General features: G+C 63.7%; 21 protein-coding genes. 12 read left to right on the top strand and 9 right to left on the bottom strand.

The features are described 5' to 3' along the window. Positions 1-5: 5 nt before the first annotated feature. Entirely contained in the window at positions 6-452 is a 447-nt protein-coding gene (locus tag ACQKPE_RS04285; protein ID WP_427663527.1) for an N-acetyltransferase family protein, read from the bottom strand. Between the two features lie 11 nt (positions 453-463). Beyond that, complete coding sequence (locus tag ACQKPE_RS04280; RefSeq protein WP_427663526.1) at positions 464-1,093, bottom strand: FMN-binding negative transcriptional regulator; 630 nt, start codon at positions 1,091-1,093, stop codon at positions 464-466. Between the two features lie 89 nt (positions 1,094-1,182). On the opposite strand from ACQKPE_RS04280, the gene ACQKPE_RS04275 reads away from it, so the two are divergent. Next, positions 1,183-2,709 carry a PLP-dependent aminotransferase family protein gene (locus tag ACQKPE_RS04275; protein ID WP_427663525.1) on the top strand — a complete coding sequence of 509 codons (1,527 nt, stop codon included), beginning with the start codon at positions 1,183-1,185 and terminating at the stop codon, positions 2,707-2,709. 94 nt (positions 2,710-2,803) lie between these two features. Here the strand turns inward: ACQKPE_RS04275 and ACQKPE_RS04270 are convergent, their stop codons facing one another. The 4 genes from ACQKPE_RS04270 to aspA all read right to left on the bottom strand — a co-directional run bounded on the left by ACQKPE_RS04270 (position 2,804) and on the right by aspA (position 7,611). Continuing rightward, positions 2,804-3,898 carry a polyamine ABC transporter substrate-binding protein gene (locus ACQKPE_RS04270; RefSeq protein WP_427663524.1) on the bottom strand — a complete coding sequence of 365 codons (1,095 nt, stop codon included), beginning with the start codon at positions 3,896-3,898 and terminating at the stop codon, positions 2,804-2,806. Continuing rightward, positions 3,895-4,941, bottom strand: a complete 1,047-nt coding sequence (locus tag ACQKPE_RS04265; protein ID WP_427663523.1) for a histone deacetylase family protein — start codon at positions 4,939-4,941, stop codon at positions 3,895-3,897. The genes ACQKPE_RS04270 and ACQKPE_RS04265 overlap by 4 nt, the downstream gene beginning before the upstream one ends. A 102-nt stretch (positions 4,942-5,043) precedes the next feature. After that, positions 5,044-6,036 carry an AraC family transcriptional regulator gene (locus ACQKPE_RS04260; RefSeq protein WP_427663522.1) on the bottom strand — a complete coding sequence of 331 codons (993 nt, stop codon included), beginning with the start codon at positions 6,034-6,036 and terminating at the stop codon, positions 5,044-5,046. Between the two features lie 150 nt (positions 6,037-6,186). Continuing rightward, positions 6,187-7,611: an aspartate ammonia-lyase gene (gene aspA, locus ACQKPE_RS04255; protein ID WP_427663521.1), complete on the bottom strand. Its 1,425-nt coding sequence runs from the start codon at positions 7,609-7,611 to the stop codon at positions 6,187-6,189. 181 nt (positions 7,612-7,792) lie between these two features. Here aspA and ACQKPE_RS04250 point away from each other — a divergent pair, with 181 nt between their 5' ends. Beyond that, positions 7,793-8,710, top strand: a complete 918-nt coding sequence (locus ACQKPE_RS04250; RefSeq protein WP_427663520.1) for a LysR substrate-binding domain-containing protein — start codon at positions 7,793-7,795, stop codon at positions 8,708-8,710. Here the strand turns inward: ACQKPE_RS04250 and ACQKPE_RS04245 are convergent. Then, positions 8,702-9,322: a hypothetical protein gene (locus tag ACQKPE_RS04245; protein ID WP_427663519.1), complete on the bottom strand. Its 621-nt coding sequence runs from the start codon at positions 9,320-9,322 to the stop codon at positions 8,702-8,704. The genes ACQKPE_RS04250 and ACQKPE_RS04245 overlap by 9 nt on opposite strands. A gap of 268 nt (positions 9,323-9,590) precedes the next feature. Here ACQKPE_RS04245 and purE point away from each other — a divergent pair, with 268 nt between their 5' ends. The 4 genes from purE to ACQKPE_RS04225 all read left to right on the top strand — a co-directional run bounded on the left by purE (position 9,591) and on the right by ACQKPE_RS04225 (position 12,098). Further along, a complete protein-coding gene (gene purE / locus ACQKPE_RS04240) occupies positions 9,591-10,082 on the top strand; it encodes a 5-(carboxyamino)imidazole ribonucleotide mutase (RefSeq protein WP_427663518.1) in 492 nt (163 codons plus the stop codon). A 10-nt stretch (positions 10,083-10,092) separates the two neighbouring features. Continuing rightward, positions 10,093-11,175: a 5-(carboxyamino)imidazole ribonucleotide synthase gene (locus ACQKPE_RS04235; protein ID WP_427663517.1), complete on the top strand. Its 1,083-nt coding sequence runs from the start codon at positions 10,093-10,095 to the stop codon at positions 11,173-11,175. A gap of 95 nt (positions 11,176-11,270) precedes the next feature. Continuing rightward, positions 11,271-11,516, top strand: coding sequence for a GlsB/YeaQ/YmgE family stress response membrane protein (locus ACQKPE_RS04230; protein ID WP_427663516.1), 246 nt, complete (start codon positions 11,271-11,273; stop codon positions 11,514-11,516). A gap of 48 nt (positions 11,517-11,564) precedes the next feature. Continuing rightward, positions 11,565-12,098, top strand: a complete 534-nt coding sequence (locus ACQKPE_RS04225; protein WP_427663515.1) for a DUF3299 domain-containing protein — start codon at positions 11,565-11,567, stop codon at positions 12,096-12,098. A gap of 108 nt (positions 12,099-12,206) precedes the next feature. Here the strand turns inward: ACQKPE_RS04225 and ACQKPE_RS04220 are convergent, their stop codons facing one another. After that, the gene (locus ACQKPE_RS04220) at positions 12,207-13,103 is read right to left on the bottom strand and encodes a D-hexose-6-phosphate mutarotase (protein WP_427663514.1); all 897 of its coding nucleotides are present in this window, start codon (positions 13,101-13,103) and stop codon (positions 12,207-12,209) included. Between the two features lie 72 nt (positions 13,104-13,175). After that, positions 13,176-13,574, bottom strand: coding sequence for an acyl-CoA thioesterase (locus ACQKPE_RS04215; RefSeq protein WP_375098534.1), 399 nt, complete (start codon positions 13,572-13,574; stop codon positions 13,176-13,178). 361 nt (positions 13,575-13,935) lie between these two features. Between ACQKPE_RS04215 and ACQKPE_RS04210 the strand changes: the two genes are divergently transcribed. The 6 genes from ACQKPE_RS04210 to phoU all read left to right on the top strand — a co-directional run. Beyond that, positions 13,936-15,225: an MFS transporter gene (locus tag ACQKPE_RS04210; protein WP_427663513.1), complete on the top strand. Its 1,290-nt coding sequence runs from the start codon at positions 13,936-13,938 to the stop codon at positions 15,223-15,225. Between the two features lie 163 nt (positions 15,226-15,388). Then, on the top strand, positions 15,389-16,387 hold the full coding sequence (locus tag ACQKPE_RS04205; protein ID WP_427663512.1) for a phosphate ABC transporter substrate-binding protein PstS: 999 nt from the start codon (positions 15,389-15,391) through the stop codon (positions 16,385-16,387). Positions 16,388-16,537: 150 nt separating this feature from the next. After that, positions 16,538-18,826 carry an ABC transporter permease subunit gene (locus ACQKPE_RS04200; protein WP_427663511.1) on the top strand — a complete coding sequence of 763 codons (2,289 nt, stop codon included), beginning with the start codon at positions 16,538-16,540 and terminating at the stop codon, positions 18,824-18,826. Between the two features lie 17 nt (positions 18,827-18,843). Next, the gene (gene pstA / locus ACQKPE_RS04195; RefSeq protein WP_427663510.1) at positions 18,844-20,514 is read left to right on the top strand and encodes a phosphate ABC transporter permease PstA; all 1,671 of its coding nucleotides are present in this window, start codon (positions 18,844-18,846) and stop codon (positions 20,512-20,514) included. Between the two features lie 72 nt (positions 20,515-20,586). Continuing rightward, on the top strand, positions 20,587-21,420 hold the full coding sequence (gene pstB, locus ACQKPE_RS04190) for a phosphate ABC transporter ATP-binding protein PstB (RefSeq protein ID WP_427663509.1): 834 nt from the start codon (positions 20,587-20,589) through the stop codon (positions 21,418-21,420). A gap of 78 nt (positions 21,421-21,498) precedes the next feature. Beyond that, the coding region (gene phoU, locus ACQKPE_RS04185; RefSeq protein WP_427663508.1) for a phosphate signaling complex protein PhoU at positions 21,499-21,905 on the top strand (407 nt) is incomplete at its 3' end.

Genomic DNA, 21,905 nt, shown 5'->3' with positions numbered 1-21,905 from the left:
TGGGCCTACAGTGGCTTGCGAAATTGAATGAAGCCCGGGCGCTCGGCCACCTGCTCGTACAGGCTGATGGCGGTGGCGTTGGTCTCGTGGGTCAGCCAGTGCACCTTGATGCAGCCGGCGGCCTTGGCGGTGGCGTACACCTGTTCGATCAGCTGGCGGCCGATACCCAGGCCGCGTTGCGTGTCGTCGACGTAGAGGTCCTGCAGGTAGCAGGAGTTCTCGATGCTCCAGTTGGAACGATGATAGATCCAGTTGACCATCCCCACCGCCTTGCCATCGACCCAGGCCAGTGCCGAGTGAGTGGGTTCATTGGGGTCGAGCAGGCGTTGCCAGGTGCTGAGGCTGACCTCTTCGGCCAGTTCGGTCTGGTAGAAGCGCAGGTAGGCCTGCCACAGGGCGAGCCAGGCGGCGTGGTCTTGGGCGCCGACGGGGCGCAGGGTAACGCTGGGCATGGGGCTTTCCTTCAGGGTTGGCGCATGTGCGCCGCGAGTTGGTTGTCCAGGTAGTCGCTGCTCGTGGCAAGGCCTTCACGCACGCCGGCGATGTCTTCGGCCGAGCGGTTCTGGCTGAGCTTGCGGGCACCTTGCAGACGAGCGATGGGCAGGCGGATACCGACGATGGCGCGCAGCATGCCGTCGATGTAGTCGGCCGGGGCATCGCTGACGCTCCAGGGGCGCTCGCGGGCTTGCTCATGGCGGTCGCTGAGGCGGCTGACGATGTCCAGCAGGCGCGGGGCATCGTGAATGACTTCCACCGGGCCGTAGGCGTGTACCGAGACGTAGTTCCAGGTGGGCACGACCTTGGGGTTGTGTGCCTTGCTCGGGTAGAAGCCTGGGCTGACGTAGGCGTCGGCACCTGGGAATACCAGCAACGCCTCGCTACCGCGTTCCAGGTCCTGCCACTGGCGGTTGGCCCGGGCCAGGTGGGCGAGCACCGTGCCGTGTTCGCCATCCTGAGTATCCACGAGTACAGGTAGGTGGGTTGCCAGTAGACCCTGCTCGCCATGACTGACCAGCATCGCCAGGCGGGTCGCCTGCATGTGCCGATGCAGTTGCTCGAGGTCGTGTTCCTGATGGAGCTTGGCGTTGTACATGGTGTTGTCCTTGTCGAATGGTGCCATCCTAGGCAGGCTATTGGTTCGGTGTAAGAGCCATTCCATGCCAATTTAATAGGTCCAATCTTGTGAGCGAACGCCCCCTTGCCCTGCCTTTCGACCCCGCCGGCCTTGTGCTCGACCGCCGTCGCGGGCTGAGCCAGCAGCTTTACCAGGCGTTGCGGGCACGGGTGCTGGATGGCCGCTTGAGCAGCGGCACGCGCTTGCCGGCCACTCGCGATCTGGCGGCAATGCTGGCGTTGTCGCGCAACAGCGTGGTGCGTGCCTATGACCAGCTGTATGCCGAAGGCTATATCGAAAGCCGGGTGGGGGATGGCACCTATGTGAGTCAGCTACCGAAACTATCCACACAGTTATCAACAGGGTTATCCCATAGGTTATCAATAGGTTTATCCACATTTTTGCCTTCTGATACTGAGGATTTATCCAGCTCGACGCCGTCCAGCGGTGCGCTGGAGCGCTTGAAAACCCACCATCTTTCCCCGCCCAAAACAGGTGCTCCACGCGCTTTCCGGGTGGGCGTGCCGGCCTTCGATCTTTTTCCGTTCGAGGTTTGGGCCAAGCTGCAGGCGGGTTTCTGGCGTGACCCCGACCCTGCGCTGCTAGGTTATGGCGACCCGGCCGGCGACCCATCGCTGCGCGAGCTGATTGCCGCCTACCTGCGTCGTTCACGAGGGCTCACGTGCACGGCTGAACAAATTGTGATCACCAGTGGTGCACAGCAGGCGATCAGCCTTTGTGCACAGTTGCTGTTGCAGCCTGGGGAGGAGGTGGCTGTGGAAAACCCGGGGTACCGGGCAGCCGGTCATGCCTTCGCCCTGGCGGGAGCCAAGGTACGGGGTGTGTCGGTGGACGAGGAGGGCATGGATTGCGAACAGCTCGCACAGCTTTCCGAGTGCCGCCTGGCCTATGTGACCCCAGCGCACCAGTACCCCACCGGCGTGACCATGAGCCTGGCCCGGCGCCTGGCGCTGCTGGCCTGGGCGCAGCGCCAGGACGGCTGGGTGATCGAGGATGACTACGATGGCGAGTACCGCTACAGCGGTGCGCCCTTGGCACCCCTGGCAGCGCTGGACCCCCATGGTCGGGTGATCTATATCGGCACCTTCGGCAAGATCGCTTTCCCGGCCTTGCGTCTTGGCTACCTGGTGCTGCCCCAGCCCCTGGCCGAGGCCTTCAGCCAGGGGCGAGCGTTGGCGGTAAGGCATTCGGAGGTCGGCACGCAGTGCGTGATGGCTCAGTTCATGGCGCAGGGGCATTTCCTGCGGCATATCCGGCGCATGCGGCGGGCGGCGCTGGCGCGGCGCAATGTGCTCAAGGCTGGCTGGCCTACGGATGTGCCTGGGTTGGGGGCCATGCCAGAGGTGGCGGCGGGGCTGCATGTCAGGGTGCCTGTGGGTAACTTTGCGCGGGAGCAGGAGTTGTTGGCCAAGGCCGAGGCAGTGGGTGTGGAGATGCAGCCGTTGAGCAGCTATTGGCTGGCGGACAGCAATGAGCCTGTGGATAAGCGGGCGGGGTTGGTGCTGGGGTTTGCGGCGGTGCCGGAGGCGGACATTGCAGAGGCGTTGCTGCGGTTGCGCAGGGCCTGGAAATAGCTGGGGCCGCTGCGCGGCCCATCGCGGGCAAGCCCGCTCCTACAGGTATAACGCAGTCCTTGTAGGAGCGGGCTTGCCCGCGAAAAAGGGCGGCTCAGGTTCCGGACTTGATCCGCGTCCAGGCCCGCGTCCGCGCCCTTTCACCCTCGCGCGCCAACGGTTTTAGGGTGTACAGCGTTTTCATCGCATCGCTAGTCGGGTACAGGTTCGGGTTGTTGCGAATCTCCGGGTTCACCTTGTCGGTCGCATCCTTGTTGGGGTTGGGATAACCGACGAAATCGCTGATCGGCGCGATCACCTCAGGCCGCAACAGGTAGTTGATGAACGCATGGGCGTCTTCCGGGTTCGCCGCGCCTTTGGGAATGGCCAGCATGTCGAACCAGATCGGCGCGCCTTCCTTGGGCAGGCGCATGTCCACCACCACGCCATTCTTGGCATCGCGAGCGCGGTTGGCCGCTTGCGAGAAGCTGCCCGAATAGCCCACTGCCACGCAGATGTCGCCGTTGGCGATATCGGCCATGTACTTGGAGGAGTGGAAGTAGGTGACGTGCGGGCGAATCTTCAGCAGCAAGGCTTCGGCTTTCTTGTAGTCGTCGGGGCGGTTGCTGTTGGGGTCCAGGCCCAGGTACTTGAGGGCCAGCGGCAGAATCTCCGAAGGTGAGTCGAGCAGCGCCACGCCGCATTGCTTGAGCTTGGCGAGGTTTTCTTCCTTGAAGATCAGGTCCCAGCTGTCCACCGGGGCGTTTTCGCCCAGGGCAGCCTTGACCTTGTCCGGGTTGAAGCCGATCAGCACGGTGCCGTACATGTAGGGCACGGCGAACTGGTTGCCAGGGTCGTTGGCTTCGATCAGCTTCATCAGCGCCGGGTCCAGGTGCTGCCAGTTCGGCAGCTTGGCGCGGTCCAGCGGCTGGAATACCCCGGCCTCGATCTGCTTGGCCAGGAACACGTTGGACGGCACCACCACGTCATAGCCGGAATTGCCGGTGAGCAGCTTGGCTTCCAGGGCCTCATTGGTGTCGAAGATGTCGTACACCAGCTTGACCTGGCTGTCCTTCTGGAAGTCGGTGAGGGTTTGTGGGGTGATGTAGTCGAACCAGTTGTACACCCGCAGGGTGCGCTGTTCGGCGTGGGCCTGCAGGGCGCCTGCGCACAGGCAGGCGGCGACGAGCGCGTGTTTGAGTCGGTTCATGTCCGGGCTCCTGGCTGGGCGCGCTGGAAGCCTTCCAGCACATTGACCGCGTTGATGCCGATTTCTTCCACAGCGTAGCCACCCTCCATCACGAACAGGGTGGGTTTGCCCAGCGCGGCGATGCGTTCGCCCATGGCCAGGTAGTCGGGGCTGTCGAGCTTGAACTGGGAGATCGGGTCGTCCTTGAAGGTGTCTACGCCTAGCGAAACCACCAACACCTGCGCATCAAAGGCGGCGATGCGCTGGCAGGCGTTGTCCAGGGCTTTGCTCCAGGTAGCCCAGTCGCTGCCTGCCGGCAGGGGGTAGTTGATGTTGCAGCCTTCGCCTGCACCGCTGCCGGTCTCGTCGGCGTAGCCTAGGAAGAACGGGAACTCGTCCTGCGGGTCGCCGTGAATCGAGGCGAAGAACACGTCGGCGCGCTCGTAGAAGATGTCCTGGGTGCCGTTGCCGTGGTGGTAGTCGACATCGAGGATGGCCACTTTGGCGTGGCCCTGATCGATGAAGGCCTGGGCGGCGATGGCGGCGTTGTTCAGGTAGCAGTAGCCGCCCATCACCTCGGCAGCAGCGTGGTGCCCGGGCGGGCGGCACAGGGCGAAGGCCGAGTGGGCGCCTTGCTGGATCGCGGCTTGGGCGGTGAGCGCTACCTGGGCTGCGCTGTAGGCAGCTTGCCAGGTACCAGCGGTGATCGGCGCGCCGGCGTCGAAGCTGTAGTAGCCCAGCTCGCCGTGCAGGCCAGTGGGTTTCTTGTGGCGCAGGGTTCGGGCTGGCCAGGTATAGGGCAGCAGGTCGCCTTCTTGGCCCATCTGCGCCCAGCGCGCCCAGGCGCCTTCGAAGAAATCCAGGTAGGCGGCGCTGTGCACCCGCAGCAGCGGGGCGCGGCCGAAATCCTTCGGTTCTTGGACCGGGCCGAGCTGGCGCTTCTCTACCTGGGCCAGCACGTGGTCGGCGCGCGAGGGCATCTCGAAGCATGGCATCAGCTTGCCGTCGATCAGCTCGCAGCGGCCATGGTGCAGGCGGTGATCGTCGGTGTAGATCGTCAGCATTTGTTGTTCTCCGGTTGTACTGGCGTGCCTCATTGTGGGAGGCCGCCGGTTGGCAGAGAACGACGCAAACGGCCAAAAGGGGATCGATGTGGCCAGTGCTGCTTAGCCGCGGTAGTGGCTTGGCGCTACCCCGCTCCAGCGCTGGAAGGCATGCCGGAAGCTGGCCGTTTCACTGAACCCCAGGGTTTCGGCAATGCGGTAGATGGGCATCTGGTCCTCGGCTAGCAGCTGCTTGGCGCGCTCGAAGCGCAGCTCGTCGAGCAGCTGTTGATAACTGCTGCCCATGGCTTGCAGGTGTCGGCGCAGGGTGCGCGACGAGCAGTTCATCTGCCGCGCCAGCCCTTCCAGGCCAGGCGCGGCGTCCAACTGCTGCACCAGCAACTGGCGAATACGTCCTAGCCATGCCTGGCGCCCGGTGAACTCCAGGTTCAGCAAGCGGCAGCGTTCGCTCATGGCCTTGTGGGTGATCGGGTCGGCCAGCGGCAAGGGCATGTCCAGCCAGCGGCGCTCGAAGGCAAAGGCGTTGTCGTTGGCCTCGAAGGTCAGCGGGCATTGGAATGCACCGCCGTAGAGCGGATGGTAGCCGGGCCGCGCATGTTCGAAGCGTGCGCCCAGCAGCGGCAAGGTGCTTCCTAGCAGGTCGTCGCAGATGACTTTCAGCGAGACCAGGCAGAATTCGGCATTGAAGGTCGCCAGGGCCGGGCTTTCACGATAGTCGCTGGCACACAGCCAGACCCGCCGGCCTTCCTCCACCAGGCGCAACTGGAAGATTGTTCCCAGCAGTGCCGGGTAGCGCAGTGCCAGGCGCAAGGCGTCACCCAAAGTGGCACTGGAGAGCAGGGCGTAACCGAGCATGCCGTAGCACGACACATGCATGCGCCGCCCCAGTTCCAGGCCGATGTCCTCGCGTTGCGCCACCGCGTTGGCACACACCTGCAACTCCTGCTGGGTGGTGATGCGCGCATCGGGATGGCCAAGGTCAGCCGGGCCTATGCCGCTGCCAGCGAGCAGCACCGAGGCTTGGCAGCCGTCTTCCTGGAAGACGTTGAGAATCAGCGAAACCGCGTTGAGGGTGGTGAGGTGGCTGTGCAGCATGCTCGGCTTCCCATGGAGGCAGGGTGGCATTACCGAGCAAGTTGTGTGCCGGGAGAATAAAAAAAGGGCCCGGAGCGTGCGCTCGGGCCCTGCAAGGGTTGAGAGGTGTCTAGTCCCTCGACCTGGTGAGACAGAGATGTAGCGGCCGGGTTACGCCTTCAGCGGAACCAGGCGGGGTGCAATCATGTTTTCCGGACGCAGGATGTCGTTGAGCATCGCTTCGTCCAGCAGCTGTTCTTCGCGCACCAGCTCCAGCACGCCTCGGCCGGTTTCCAGGGCGACGCGGGCGATACGGGTGGCATTTTCATAGCCGATGTACGGGTTCAGGGCGGTGACCAGGCCGATCGAGTGCTCGACCAGTTCACGGCAGCGCTGTTCGTTGGCGGTGATGCCGACGATGCAGTGCTCGCGCAGCATGTCCATGGCGCGTTGCAGCAGGCGGATCGAGTCGAAGATCTTGTAGGCGATCAGCGGCTCCATCACGTTCAACTGCAGCTGGCCACCTTCGGCGGCGACGGTCAGGGCCAGGTCGTTGCCCATGATGGCGAACGCGACTTGGTTGACGGCCTCCGGGATCACCGGGTTGACCTTGCCTGGCATGATCGAGCTGCCTGGCTGGCGCGCTGGCAGGTTGATCTCGTTGATGCCGGTGCGCGGGCCGCTGGACAGCAGGCGCAGGTCGTTGCAGATCTTCGACAGCTTGACTGCGGTGCGCTTGAGCATGCCGGAGAACAGCACGAAGGCGCCCATGTCGGAGGTGGCTTCGATCAGGTCGGCAGCCGGTACCAGCGGCTGGCCGCTGATGGTGGCCAAGCATTGCACGGCCAGGGCCTGGTAGCCCGGGTCGGCGTTGATGCCGGTACCGATGGCGGTGCCGCCCAGGTTGATTTCGGTCAGCAGCTCCGGGGCCAGCGAGCGCAGGCGTTGCAGGTCTTCGCCCATGGTGGTGGCGAAGGCGCGGAATTCCTGGCCCAGGGTCATCGGCACGGCGTCTTGCAGCTGGGTGCGGCCCATCTTCAGGACGTGGTCGAACTCCTGGCCCTTGGCGGCGAACGCCTGGATCAGGCTGTCGAGGCTGGCCAGCAGGGCGTCGTGGCCCAGCAGCAGGCCCAGGCGAATGGCTGTGGGGTAGGCGTCGTTGGTCGACTGCGCCATGTTCACGTCGTTGTTCGGGTGCAGGTACTGGTACTCACCCTTCTGGTGACCCATGATTTCCAGCGCAACGTTGGCGATGACCTCGTTGGCGTTCATGTTGGTCGAAGTACCGGCGCCGCCCTGGATCATGTCCACCACGAACTGCTCGTGGAAGTCGCCACGAATCAGGCGGGCACAGGCCTCGCTGATGGCGGCATGCTTGGCATCGCTCAGGTGGCCCAGCTCACGGTTGGCGTCGGCAGCGGCCTGCTTGACCATGGCCAGGGCCACGACCAGCTTGGGGTAGTGCGACAGCGGAACGCCGGAGAGGTGGAAGTTGTTGGCAGCGCGCAGGGTCTGGATGCCGTAGTAGGCATCGGCAGGGACTTCAAGGGTACCAAGCAGATCTTTTTCGACGCGGAACGATGCAGCAGCGGACATGATGGATATCATCTCGATTTAAACCCGGCACCTGCCGGAATGCCGCCAATGCTAGGGCTGAGCCGATTTGGCGGCCAATGCTGTTGCGCGCTAACCTATGCACAAACGGCATACGCTTTGGCGTGACGCCGATTGACATTCGAGCGTGTGCCATTTTGGTGCGCGCTGTGCGGAGCTGTTCATGAACCTCGAAAGCAAATGGCTGGAAGACTTCAGCGCCCTGGCCGCCACGCGCAGCTTTTCCCAGGCGGCAGAGCGGCGCTTCGTCACCCAGCCGGCCTTCAGCCGGCGCATCCGCAGCCTGGAAGCGGCCTTGGGGCTGACCTTGGTAAACCGCTCGCGTACGCCGATCGAACTGACCGAGGCGGGCCAGCTCTTTCTGGTCACGGCACGTACCGTTGTCGACCAGTTGGGCGAAGTTCTTCGTCATTTGCATCACCTGGAAGGCGGCCAGGGCGAGGTGGTGCAGGTGGCTGCGGCGCACTCGCTGGCGTCCGGTTTCTTCCCGCGGTGGGTGGCGCAGTTGCGCAATGATGGGCTGAACATCGCCACGCGCCTGGTGGCTACCAACGTCGGCGATGCGGTGCATGCGCTGCGTGAAGGCGGCTGTGACCTGATGCTGGCGTTCTACGACCCCGACGCCGCCTTGCAGATGGACGCCGAGATCTTCCCCTCGCTGCACATGGGCACCACCGAAATGCTGCCGGTATGCGCGGTGGGCGAAGACGGCAAGCCGTTGTTCGACCTGGAAGGCGAGGGCAGCGTGCCGCTGCTGGCCTACAGTGCGGGGGCGTTTCTCGGGCGTTCGGTGAACCTGCTGCTGCGCCAGCGCAGCCTGCGCTACACCACGGTGTACGAAACGGCCATGGCCGACAGCCTCAAGAGCATGGCGCTGGAAGGCATGGGCATTGCCTGGGTGCCGCGCCTGTCGATGCGTGGTGAGCTGGAGCGCGGCGAGCTGGTGATTTGTGGCGGTAGCCAATGGCATGTGCCGCTGGAAATCCGCCTGTACCGCTGCGCACTGGTGCGCAAGGCCAACGTGCGCTTGCTGTGGCGCAAACTGGAGTCGGCCTCGGCACCGGGCGATGCCTCAGTTTGAGTTGTACTTCAGGTAGTCGGTGATCAGTTTGCGGTTGGCGTCGCTGTAGCGGTAGCAGTTGGAACGCAGCGGGTTGCGTTCTGGTGCCATATAGGTCTCGCAGAACCAGCCGTTGTTTCGAGTCTGTGCATTCTCGTGGGTAGCAGACAGCATGTGGCCGATTTCGTGGCCTACTATGCCGTAGTGATCCATCGAGGCGATGCCGTAGTTGTGGTTGTCGTAGGCGATACCCGTGGTGCGGCGGTCATAAGAGTTGCGAGTCAGTAGCAGGTTCTTTTTCAGGTAGGAGAACCCCTCGTTTGTGTCAATCTCGTCGACTGAGTTCTTGAACCTTTCCAGCATGTCCTCTGCAGTGAGCGCTTGGTAGTCGATATCCGTTATACCGGGCAACGCGCGTAGAAAAGTGAGTTCCACGGGATAGTTGCTGGCAATCCAACGCATTTCGTCCAGCCAGTACTGGAAGTAGTCCTCTTTGAGTTTTTCTTCGCTGACCTCGGCCAGTTCGTCATGGATAAAGACCTTGACCACCAATGGGCTGGCGGCCCATGTCGTGGGTACGTACGGGGTCAGTGTGAGGGATAACGCAAGGGCAATGTGTTTGTATCCAGGCATCTGTGTTTCCTCCGGCGCAGTTGTACTTGGCGTGGCCGAGTGTCCGATTCGCGCAGAAGGGCAGGTAGCCGGAAAAGTTGTCTCGCAGGACAGCTTGCCCTTTGATCCGACATGTGCTTGCAAGGGGTGGGCGGCGTGGCTTGCAGTGCGCTATAATCCCGCGCCTTCGGCCAGCCTGGTCGATTCAGAATCCATATGACAAGCCACGCCACCTGCGTGGCTTGTTGCTTTTAGCGCGCCGTACGGCGCTTGCAGGAGAGGCTCGACGATGAGTGCACTGGTTGGCGTGATCATGGGCTCCAAGTCCGATTGGTCCACCCTTAGCCACACCGCCGATATGCTGGAAAAACTCGGCATTCCCTACGAGGTGAAGGTGGTGTCCGCCCACCGGACCCCGGACCTGCTGTTCCAGTACGCCGAAGAGGCCGAAGGCCGTGGTATCGAGGTGATCATCGCCGGTGCCGGTGGTGCGGCCCACCTGCCAGGCATGTGCGCGGCCAAGACCCACCTGCCGGTGCTGGGCGTGCCGGTGCAGTCCTCGATGCTGTCGGGCGTCGATTCGCTGCTGTCGATCGTGCAGATGCCGGCTGGTATTCCGGTCGCTACCCTGGCCATTGGCAAGGCCGGCGCAATCAACGCCGCGCTGCTGTCGGCGAGCATCCTTGGCGCGAAGCACCCGCAGTTCCACGCGGCACTCAAGCAGTTCCGCAGCGAACAGACCGAAACCGTCCTGGACAACCCGGACCCGCGTCAGGCTTGAGGCTTACCACATGAAGATCGGTGTAATCGGTGGCGGCCAGCTGGGCCGCATGCTGGCCCTGGCGGGCACCCCGCTGGGCATGAATTTCGCCTTCCTCGACCCGGCACCGGACGCCTGCGCCGCGCCCCTGGGCGAGCACCTGCGTGCCGACTACGGCGACCAGGACCACCTGCGCCAGCTGGCCGACGAAGTCGACCTAGTGACCTTCGAGTTCGAGAGCGTCCCGGCCGAGACCGTGGCCTTCCTGTCGCAGTTCGTGCCGGTCTACCCCAGCGCCGAAGCCCTGCGCATCGCCCGCGATCGCCTGTTCGAGAAGAGCATGTTCCGCGACCTGGGTATTCCGACCCCAGCTTTCGCCGACATCCTCTCGCAGGCAGACCTGGACGCCGCCGTGGCCAGCATCGGCCTGCCGGCGGTGCTCAAGACCCGCACCCTGGGCTACGACGGCAAGGGCCAGAAGGTGTTGCGCACGCCTGAAGACGTGGTCGATACCTTCGCCGAGCTGGGCAGCGTGCCATGCCTGCTGGAAGGCTTCGTGCCGTTCACCGGCGAAGTGTCGCTGGTGGCCGTGCGCGCTCGCGATGGCGAAACCCGCTTCTACCCGCTAGTGCACAACACCCACGAGAGCGGCATCCTGAAGCTGTCGGTGGCCAGCGTCGCGCACCCGTTGCAGGCCATGGCCGAGGACTACGTTGGTCGTGTGCTGCACAAGCTCGACTACGTCGGTGTGATGGCGTTCGAGTTCTTCGAGGTCGACGGTGGCCTGAAGGCCAACGAGATCGCCCCGCGCGTGCACAACTCCGGGCACTGGACCATCGAAGGCGCCGAGTGCAGCCAGTTCGAGAACCACTTGCGTGCCGTGGCCGGCCTGCCGCTGGGCTCGACCGCCAAGGTGGGCGAGAGCGCCATGCTCAACTTCATCGGTGAAGTGCCCGCAGTGGACAAGGTCGTGGCCATCGACGACTGCCACCTGCACCACTACGGCAAGGCCTTCAAGGTCGGGCGCAAGGTCGGCCACGCCACCCTGCGCTGCCAGGACATGGCCACCCTCAAGGCCAAGATCGCCGAAGTAGAGGCGTTGATCGCCGGCTGATCGAACTTCTGCAGGGCGCCTGCCCTCTGAAATGGCAACAGGCCAAAGCGCTGTCTAGGCTTTGGCCTGTTCCATTTCTCAGCAGAGGGTTTGTCATGGGCATCATTGGAACCATTTTCGTTGGCCTGATCGTTGGCCTGCTGGCGCGTTTCCTGAAACCGGGGGACGACAGCATGGGCTGGATCATGACCATTCTTCTCGGCATCGCCGGTTCCCTGCTCGCCACCTACGGCGGACAGGCCCTGGGCATCTACCAGGCCGGGCAGGCCGCAGGCTTCTTCGGCGCGCTGGTGGGCGCCATCGTGCTGCTGGTGATCTACGGTTTCATCAAGAAGCGCTGAACCCAGGCTAGAATGCGCGGCAATTCACTTGAGTTGCCGAGCATTGTCATGCGTGCGTTCTTTCTCCTCCCCCTGTTGCTGGCCAGTACCCTGGCCCATGCCGAGCTGCCCGAAACCGACTGGCTGGAGCTGATGCCCAAGTCGGACCAGCGAGCACTCGAAGCCATGCCCGAAATCGATCACAACTCCCCGGAAGCCAACGGTGTGTTCGACCAGAAGGGCGGCCTGAAGCAAAGCAAGGGCCTGCCGGCGGTGATGTATTCGACCAAGACCGTGGCGGCCATGAACGGCAAGGACATCCGCTTGGGGGGTTACCCGGTGCCGCTGGAGAGCGATGCCAAGGGCAATAGCACCTTGTTCTTCCTGGTGCCATACCCCGGGGCCTGCATCCACGTGCCGCCACCGCCGCCGAACCAGCTGGTGCTGGTACGTTTTGCCAAGGGCGTGAAGATCGACGATATCTACACGCCGCTGTGGGTGACCGGAAAGCTGAAGGTGGAGGCGGTCAGCAATGACCTGGCCGATGCGGCCTATGCGCTGGATGCGGGGACGGTGAGGGTGGTGGAGGATGCCGACCTCTGAGGTTGCCTGGGCCGGCCTCTTCGCGGGTAAACCCGCTCCCACAGGTACTACGCAGGTCTGGAAGCCTTCGCAATGCTGTGGGAGCGGGCTTGTCCCGCGATAGAGCCGTCAGAGCGCTTCGCTGCCGATACTCACGCCCATCGAGTGCGCCTGCCCAGGCTTGAGCGTCACCACGTCATCCCACACATTCGCCGTTTCGATGCATAGCATGCGCTGCCAGCCATCGTCGGCCATGTCGGGCAGGTCGCGAGCACGGTCGGTCCAGGGGTTCCAGATGACTGCCGTGCGTGAACCGCTGGCGCGCAAGGTGATGCGGCGGTTCCAGTGCGGATCGACGATGGCCAGCTGTTCGGGGGCGGCCAGGTAGATGCGGTCGGTCTCGCCGGCAAAACCCAGCGCGCCTTGCTGCTGGCGCTGTTCCCAGTTGGCTAGGGTTTCGATGTAGCCCAGCCCATCGACCCCTTCTACTCGCGCCTGGCGCACATCGCTGACGGCGAAGTAGCTGTGCAGGGCCTGGCTCAACGCCACGCTGTCGCTGCCATGGTTGTGGCTGGTGAGGGTTACCGTCAGGCGCTCGGCCAGTTCGATCACCAAAGTGAGTTCGACATCGTGCGGCCAACCCGGCAGGTCGCCACGGGCCTCTGGCAGGGTGAACTCGATGCGCAGGCTGTCGCCGCGCTCTTCGATGCCAAGCAACTGCCAGTCACGACCGCGCACCAAGCCATGGGCTGGCGCCTGCTCGCCTTGGTACTCGGCCTTCACGGCCTGAGGGTTGCGCTCGAAGATGCCGAACCAGGGCCAGCACACCGGAACGCCTGCGCGCACCGACTTGCCTTGGCGGAAGATGGCCTGGTCGCTGAGCCACAGCAGCGGCGGCTCGCCCATGCGCTGGTAGCTCAAAATCTGCGCGCCCTGTTGGGCGACCAGGAGTTCGGCGTGGGCGCTGCTGATACGCCAGCAGTTGAGTTCGCCGTGTTGCTCGGTTACGACCTGGAAGGTAGCCATGCGCGTGTCTCGTCGATTACAGGTGAGGCCGTTGGACCTCGCATCATTCGACGAGTTTACCGCGCGCCGGTTTCAGCGACGAGGCACGCAGCGGGTGCGGCCGTTGGGGTCGATGGCCACGAAGACGAATTCGGCCTCGGTAACCTTGCGCCATTCGCCGGATTGCGGGTCGTCGCTCCACACTTCGACCATCATCTGGATCGAGCTGCGACCGACTTCCAGGGTCTGGGTATAGAACGACAGCTGCGCACCCACCGCTACCGGGACCAGGAAGGCCATGCGGTCGATAGCGACAGTGGCCACCCGGCCACCGGCCACGCGGCTGGCCATGGCAGTGCCGGCCAGGTCCATCTGGGCGACCAGCCAGCCGCCGAAGATATCGCCGAAGCCGTTGGTTTCGCGGGGCAATGCGGTGATCTGCAAGGCCAGGTCGCCCTGGGGGATAGGATCTTCTTGTTCGAGCTCAATCATGCCGTGGGGCCTCTGACCCGTGACGCTTCGTTGGTTGGCGCAGTGAGGGACGCCTTTAAAACGATTCAGCTGGCAACATACTACGCTGATTTCGCTTCGGGGGGCGGCGAAAGGGAAACTCTGCGAAAGCGCCTGCACAGCGGATGGCCGGCGTTTTCGCACAATATCCCAGGTCGCGAGCGACGTTTTCCCACGAGCGGGCAGTATATAGACGCATAAGTCCAGCGACGACCGGACATTCATGAATATCTGAAGCGATTTTGTACCGCTATGAGCGGCGTGGGGCAATTTGTTATCTTCGCCGTTCCCCGTTCAAGAGCCACGCCCAACGTGGCCTGCAAGCCTAATAAAGAGAACGTCCATGACCTCCGTGCCGAGCAGTATCGAGCAGCCCTCGCGGCCGCTGACCCGCAGTGACTACAAGACTCTCTCACTGTCTGCCCTGGGCGGCGCGCTGGAGTTCTACGACTTCATCATCTTCGTGTTCTTCGCCACGGTGGTCGGCAAGCTGTTCTTCCCCGCCGACATGCCCGAGTGGCTGCGCCTGATGCAAACCTTCGGCATCTTCGCGGCGGGTTACCTGGCGCGGCCCCTGGGCGGCATCATCATGGCCCACTTCGGCGACCTGCTGGGGCGCAAGCGGATGTTCACCCTGAGCATCTTCATGATGGCCGTGCCCACGTTGATCATGGGCCTGCTGCCAACCTACGCGCAGATCGGCCTGTGGGCGCCGATCCTGTTGCTGCTGATGCGCATCGTGCAGGGCGCGGCGATTGGTGGCGAGGTGCCGGGGGCCTGGGTGTTCGTGTCCGAGCACGTGCCGGCGCGCAATACCGGTTATGCCTGCGGCACCCTGACTGCCGGCCTGACGGCGGGCATTCTGCTGGGTTCGCTGGTGGCCACGCTGATCAATACCGTCTACACCCCCACGGAAGTGGCCGATTACGCCTGGCGTATCCCGTTCCTGCTGGGCGGGGTGTTCGGCCTGTTCGCCGTGTACCTGCGTCGTTGGCTGCATGAAACCCCGGTGTTCGCCGAGATGCAGCAGCGCAAGGCCCTGGCCGAGGAGCTGCCGCTGCGTGCGGTGCTGCGCGACCACCGCGGCGCGATCATCCTGTCGATGCTGCTGACCTGGCTGCTGTCGGCGGGCATCGTGGTGATCATCCTGATGACCCCGGCCCTGCTGCAAACCCTCTACCACATCAGCCCCACCGACTCGCTTAAGGCCAACAGCCTGGCAATCGTGTTGCTGAGCCTGGGTTGCATTGGTGCTGGCAGCCTGGCCGACCGCTTCGGCGCAGGCAAGGTATTCGTGATCGGCAGCCTGGCGCTGCTGGTGTCGTCGTGGAGCTTCTACCACAGCCTGCCGACCCGCCCCGACCTGCTGTTCCCGCTGTATGCCGTGACCGGCCTGTTCGTCGGCGTGGTGGGGGCGGTGCCCTACGTGATGGTCAAGGCGTTCCCGGCCGTGGTGCGTTTCAGTGGTCTTTCGTTCTCCTACAACGTGGCCTACGCCATCTTCGGCGGCCTCACCCCGCTGGTGGTGACTTCGCTGCTCAAGTTCAGCCCCATGGCACCGGCTTATTACGTAGCCGGGCTGTGTGGCGTTGGCTTCTTGATTGGCCTGTACCTGCTGCTCAACAAACGCTGAATAAATAGCGGCGACAGTCCTGCGAAACCCGAAAGGCCATCCCGGATCTGTGATGATGGCCTTTCATCCAATTGTCATATTGGGGTCATATCGTGTTCATGCGCCCTTCGGATACTTGGGCCCGATTCATCCAACACCCAATTATTCCTGCTAGGAGCAAGGCATGAAACTGAAGCGTTTGATGGCGGCCCTGACCTTTGCTGCCGCTGGCGTGGCTACGGCCAACGCGGTAGCCGCTGTCGACCCGGCTATCCCGACCTACACCAAGACCACCGGTGTTTCGGGCAACCTCTCCAGCGTCGGTTCCGACACCCTCGCGAACCTGATGACCTTGTGGGCTGAGGCCTACAAGAAGGAATATCCAAGCGTAAACATCCAGATTCAGGCTGCCGGCTCCTCCACTGCGCCACCCGCGCTGACCGAAGGCACCGCCAACATGGGCCCGATGAGCCGCAAGATGAAGGACGTCGAGCTGCAGGCCTTCGAGCAGAAGTACGGCTACAAGCCGACCGCCATCCCGGTCGCCGTCGACGCCCTGGCCGTGTTCGTGCACAAGGACAACCCGATCAAGCACCTGAGCATGGAGCAGGTCGACGCGATCTTCTCCTCCACCCGTCTGTGCGGCGGCAAGACCGACGTCAAGACCTGGGGCGACGTGGGCGTGACCGGCGACCTGGCCAACAAGCCAATCCAGCTGTTCGGCCGCAACTCGGTATCGGGCACCTACGGCTACTTCAAGGAAGAAGGCCTGTGCAAAGGCGACTTCAAGCCTAACGTCAACGAGCAGCCAGGCTCGGCGTCGGTGGTGCAGTCGATCAGCTCCTCGCTGAACAGCATTGGCTACTCGGGTATCGGCTACAAGACCGCTAGCGTCAAGACCGTTGCCCTGGCCAAGAAAGGCGGTACCGAGTTCATCGAGGACACCGAAGAAAACGCTCTGAACGGCAAGTACCCGCTGTCGCGCTTCCTGTACGTCTACGTCAACAAGGCGCCGAACAAGCCTCTGGCCCCGCTGGAAGCCGAGTTCCTCAAGCTGGTGCTGTCGCAGGCAGGCCAGGAAGTCGTGGTGAAGGATGGCTACATCCCGCTGCCGGCCAAAGTCGTAGAGAAGACCCTGACTGACCTGGGCCTGTCCCACGCGGCCAACGTTGCCAAGAAGTAATTAGCCGAAACGGCATGGAAAGGCCGACACTAGTGTGTCGGCCTTTTCAACACGAATGTTTCAGTCCGACGCCAGGGCGCCTGCGCGGCGGGCTTTTTTGCGTCACTGCATTGTCACTTTTCTGTCATATGGGACCGCTAGGGTGTGCGCATGAATGATCTGGCCAATTCCACAATGACCCCAAATTCCCCACCGGTGCGGATTGACTTCAATACGCCCGAGCTGCAACGCAAGCGTCGCCTGCGCGCCCTCAAGGATCGCCTCACCCGCTGGTACGTGTTGGTGGGTGGTTTGGCGGTGTTGGCGGCGATCACATTGATCTTCTTCTACCTGGCCTACGTTGTGCTGCCACTGTTCCAGGGGGCCGAGCTGACCAGCAAGAAAGCCCTGGAGCCTACCTGGCTGCAACAGGATGCCGGCAAGCCGCTGATGATCGCCCTCGAGGAGCAGAACCTCGTGGGCATGCGCGTTTCCGACAAGGGCCAGGCGCTGTTCTTCAATACCAAGAGCGGTGCCGAGCTCAAGCGCGTGGACCTGCCGCTGCCGGCAGGCGTGCAGATCAGCTCGATCGGCAGCGACCAGCCGGGTAGCCCGCTGGTGGTGCTGGGCCTGTCCAACGGCCAGGCGCTGGTGTTCCAGCACACCTACAAGGTCACCTACCCGGACAACAAGAAGACCATCGAGCCCGGTATCGACTTCCCTTACGGCCAGCAGCCGTTCGCTCTCGACGAGCAGGGTCGGGCGCTTGAGCACGTGAGCGTCAACGCCAACAGCGACACCTTGCTGCTGAGCGGCTCCACCGGCTCGCACCTGCAAGTGGTGAAGCTCGAACGCAGCGAGAACATGATGACCGGCGAGGTCAGCACCGAGCAGAGCCGCATCGACCTGCCGCAGATGACCGAGCCGGTGAAGGCCATCTTCATCGACCCACGCCAGCAGTGGCTGTACGTGCTCAACGGTCGTGCCCAGGCCGACGTGTTCAGCCTGCGTGAGAAGAGCCTCAATGGCCGCTACAAGTTGCTCGATGACGGCAACGCCGAAATCACCGCCAGCGCCCAGCTGGTCGGCGGCATCTCGCTGATCCTCGGCGACTCCAAGGGCGGCCTGAGCCAGTGGTTCATGGCCCGTGACCCGGATGGTGAGTCGCGCCTGAAATTGATCCGCAGCTTCCAGCTGGGCAACGCACCGATCGTGCAGGTCGACGCCGAAGAACGCCGCAAGGGCTTCATCGCCCTGGACAACGCCGGCAAGCTCGGCGTGTTCCACAGCACCGCGCACCGCACCCTGCTGGTCGAGCCGGTGGCCGACGGTGCCGGTACCCTGGCCTTGTCGCCGCGCGCCAACCGCATCGTCATCGAGCAAGGTGGCAAGCTGCTGCCGTTGAACCTGCGCAACCCGCACCCGGAAATCTCCTTCAGCGCGCTGTGGGGCAAGGTGTGGTACGAGAACTATGAAGAGCCGAAGTACGTGTGGCAGTCCACCGCCTCGAACACCGACTTCGAGCCCAAGCTGAGCCTGGCACCGCTGACCTTCGGCACCCTCAAGGCCGCGTTCTACGCGATGATCCTGGCCGCCCCGCTGGCCATTGCCGCCGCCATCTACACCGCCTACTTCATGGCCCCGGGCATGCGCCGCAAGGTCAAGCCGGTGATCGAACTGATGGAAGCGATGCCCACGGTGATCCTCGGCTTCTTTGCCGGCCTGTTCCTGGCGCCGTACCTGGAAGGCCACCTGCCGGGCGTGTTCAGCCTGCTGGTGATCCTGCCGCTCGGTATCCTGGTGGCCGGCTTCGCCTGGAGCCGCCTGCCGGAGTCGATCCGCCTGCGCATCCCGGATGGCTGGGAAGCGGCGATCCTGATCCCGGTGATCCTGGCGATCGGCTGGTTCGCCCTGCACATGAGCCCGTTCCTGGAAAGCTGGTTCTTCGGCGGCGACATGCGCCTGTGGATCAGCAACGACCTCGGCATCACCTACGACCAGCGCAACGCCCTGGTGGTCGGTATCGCCATGGGCTTCGCGGTCATTCCCAACATCTACTCCATTGCCGAAGACGCCGTGTTCAGCGTGCCGCGCAGCCTTACCCTGGGCTCGCTGGCCCTGGGCGCGACGCCCTGGCAGACCCTGACCCGCGTGGTCATCCTCACCGCCAGCCCGGGCATTTTCTCGGCGCTGATGATCGGCATGGGCCGTGCGGTGGGCGAGACCATGATCGTGCTGATGGCCACCGGCAACACCCCGGTGATGGAGATGAACCTGTTCGAGGGCATGCGCACCCTGGCCGCCAACGTGGCCGTGGAAATGCCCGAATCGGAAGTCGGCGGCAGCCACTATCGTGTGCTGTTCCTCGCCGCCCTCGTGCTGCTGCTGTTCACCTTCGTGATGAACACCTTGGCCGAGCTGATTCGCCAGCGCCTGCGCAAGAAATACTCCTCGCTTTGATAGAAAGGTAGAGATCCGTGAAAAAGGATTCCCTCAGCAGCTGGTTCAAGAGCGGTGCTCCCGGCGTGTGGATCAGCGGTGGCGCGGTCGCCATGGCGGTGATCATGACCGTTGGCCTGCTGGCGGTGATCGCCGTGCGCGGCCTGGGCCACTTCTGGCCGGCCGACCTGGTCCAGGCCACCTACAAGGTGCCGGGCCAGGCCGACCATGTGATCGTCGGCGAAGTGGTGCAGAAGGAAGAAGTGCCCCGCGAACGCCTGAAGAGCGCCGGCCTGCCGGTGCCCGACCAGGGCCCGGAGTTCATGACCCGCGAACTGATCAAGGTGGGCAACCGCGACCTCAATGGCACCGATTTCACCTGGCTGGTGGGCGACTGGCTGGTCGATGAAGCCAAGCCGGTCGACCTGATCGCCCTGGAGCGCCGCGAGTGGGGCAACTTCTATGGCTACCTGGTCAGCGTCAAGCAGGAAGGTCGCGTGGTGGCCGAAGGCCCGGCAGCCTGGGCCGAATTGCAGAGCCGCCTCAAGCGCGCCGATGAACTGCATGCCCAGCTTCAGGCCCTCGAGAAGAAAGACATCGGCGCCATCAACCATGGCCTGGAGCGCCTGCGCCTGCAAGGCCGCAAGCTGGAGCTGGAGGGCAAGCTGGACGCCGTTGCCCAGGCCGACATCGAGGCCGAGCGCGCCGAGCTGAACAACCGCTACAAGGCCATCGAGGAGCGCCTGACCGGCCTGCACCAGGCCTTTGCCCGCGACAGCCTGGTGGCGCGCGATGGCAACGGTCGCCAGGTCGAGATCAACCTGAGCAAGGTGGTGCACGCCATCCAGCCGAACGCCATGTCGATCCCGACCAAGGTGGGCGCGTACTTCGGCAAGGTGTGGGAATTCCTCAGCGACGACCCGCGCGAAGCGAACACCGAAGGCGGGATCTTCCCGGCCATCTTCGGCACCGTGATGATGACCTTGATCATGGCGGTGATCGTCACCCCGTTCGGTGTGCTGGCCGCCGTGTACCTGCGCGAATACGCCAAGCAGGGCCCGACCACCCGGCTGATCCGCATCGCGGTGAACAACCTGGCGGGCGTGCCGGCGATCGTCTACGGCGTGTTCGGCCTGGGCTTCTTCGTCTATGTGCTGGGCGGCTCGATCGACCGGCTGTTCTTCCCCGAGTCGCTGCCAGCGCCTACCCTGGGCACGCCGGGCCTGCTGTGGGCCTCGCTGACCCTGGCGCTGCTGGCCGTGCCGGTGGTGATCGTGGCCACCGAGGAAGGCCTGGCGCGTATTCCCCGTACTGTGCGCGAGGGCTCGCTGGCCCTGGGGGCGACCAAGGCCGAGACACTGTGGAAGATCGTCCTGCCGATGGCCAGCCCGGCGATGATGACCGGCATGATCCTCGCCGTGGCCCGCGCCGCGGGTGAGGTGGCGCCGCTGATGCTGGTGGGCGTGGTGAAACTGGCGCCGTCGCTGCCGGTGGACGGCAACTACCCTTACCTGCACCTGGACCAGAAGATCATGCACCTGGGCTTCCACATCTACGATGTCGGCTTCCAGAGCCCCAACGTCGAGGCCGCGCGGCCGCTGGTGTACGCCACCGCGTTGCTGCTGGTGCTGGTGATCGCCACCCTCAACCTCTCGGCGGTGTGGATCCGTAACCACCTGCGCGAGAAGTACAAGGCTCTCGACAGCTGACCCTGATTGCAAGTGTGCCGCCCGTATGCAGGGCGGCCCTTTGAAACGCATTGATAGCGTATGGAGTTGACCATGCAGCAAGATTCCCACTCCCACGGCATCGACATGTCGGCCCTGGGCCGCGACAAGCAGAGCCTGCGCCTGGCCGAAGAAACCGTGGCCATCGAGGTGCCTGGCCTGTCTCTGTACTACGGCGACAAGCAGGCGCTGTTCGACGTCAAGATGAACATCCCCAAGCAGCGCGTGACCGCCTTCATCGGCCCGTCCGGTTGCGGCAAGTCGACCCTGCTGCGCACCTTCAACCGCATGAACGACCTGGTCGACGGCTGCCGGGTGGATGGCGCCATCAACCTGTATGGCAACAACATCTACCGCAAGGGCGAGGACGTGGCTGAGTTGCGCCGCCGCGTGGGCATGGTGTTCCAGAAGCCCAACCCGTTCCCCAAGACCATCTATGAAAACGTGGTCTATGGCCTGCGTATCCAGGGCATCAACAAGAAGCGCACCCTCGACGAAGCGGTCGAGTGGGCGCTGAAGGGCGCGGCGCTGTGGGACGAGGTCAAGGACCGCCTGCACGAGTCGGCCCTGGGTCTTTCCGGTGGCCAGCAGCAGCGTCTGGTGATCGCCCGCACCATCGCCGTGGAGCCGGAAGTGCTGCTGCTCGACGAACCGTGCTCGGCACTGGACCCGATCTCGACGCTGAAGGTCGAAGAACTGATCTACGAGTTGAAATCCAAGTACACCATCGTCATCGTGACCCACAACATGCAGCAGGCCGCGCGGGTTTCGGACTACACCGCGTTCATGTACATGGGCAAGCTGATCGAGTTCGGCGACACCGATACGCTGTTCACCAACCCGGCGAAGAAGCAGACCGAGGACTACATCACCGGTCGTTACGGCTAGCCGCCATGCGTATGGCACCGGCTTTGCCGGTGTTCGCGGGCTAGCCCGCTCCTACAGGATCGCCACGGACAGAGAACGATGATCAACAAAGAAAGCCTTACCCATCACATCTCCCAGCAGTTCAACGCCGAGCTCGAGGAGGTGCGCAGCCACTTGCTGGCCATGGGCGGCCTGGTCGAGAAGCAGGTCAACGACGCGGTCACCGCGCTGATCGAGGCCGACTCTGGCCTGGCCCAGCAGGTACGCGAGGTCGACGAGCAGATCAACCAGATGGAGCGCAACATCGACGAGGAGTGCGTGCGCATCCTCGCCCGCCGCCAGCCGGCGGCCTCCGACCTGCGCCTGATCATCAGCATCTCCAAGTCGGTGATCGACCTGGAGCGCATCGGCGACGAGTCCACCAAGATCGCGCTCCATGACCGGTGTTTCCTCGAACTGCACGAACAGGTCGATATCGCGCTTCTCGGTCTCGGTCATGAGGTTCT

It is taken from the genome of Pseudomonas sp. NPDC089554 (assembly GCF_050280645.1).
GTDB lineage: Bacteria > Pseudomonadota > Gammaproteobacteria > Pseudomonadales > Pseudomonadaceae > Aquipseudomonas.
Note: the sequence above shows the minus strand (reverse complement) of the source record. Positions and strands in the feature narration are given on the sequence as shown.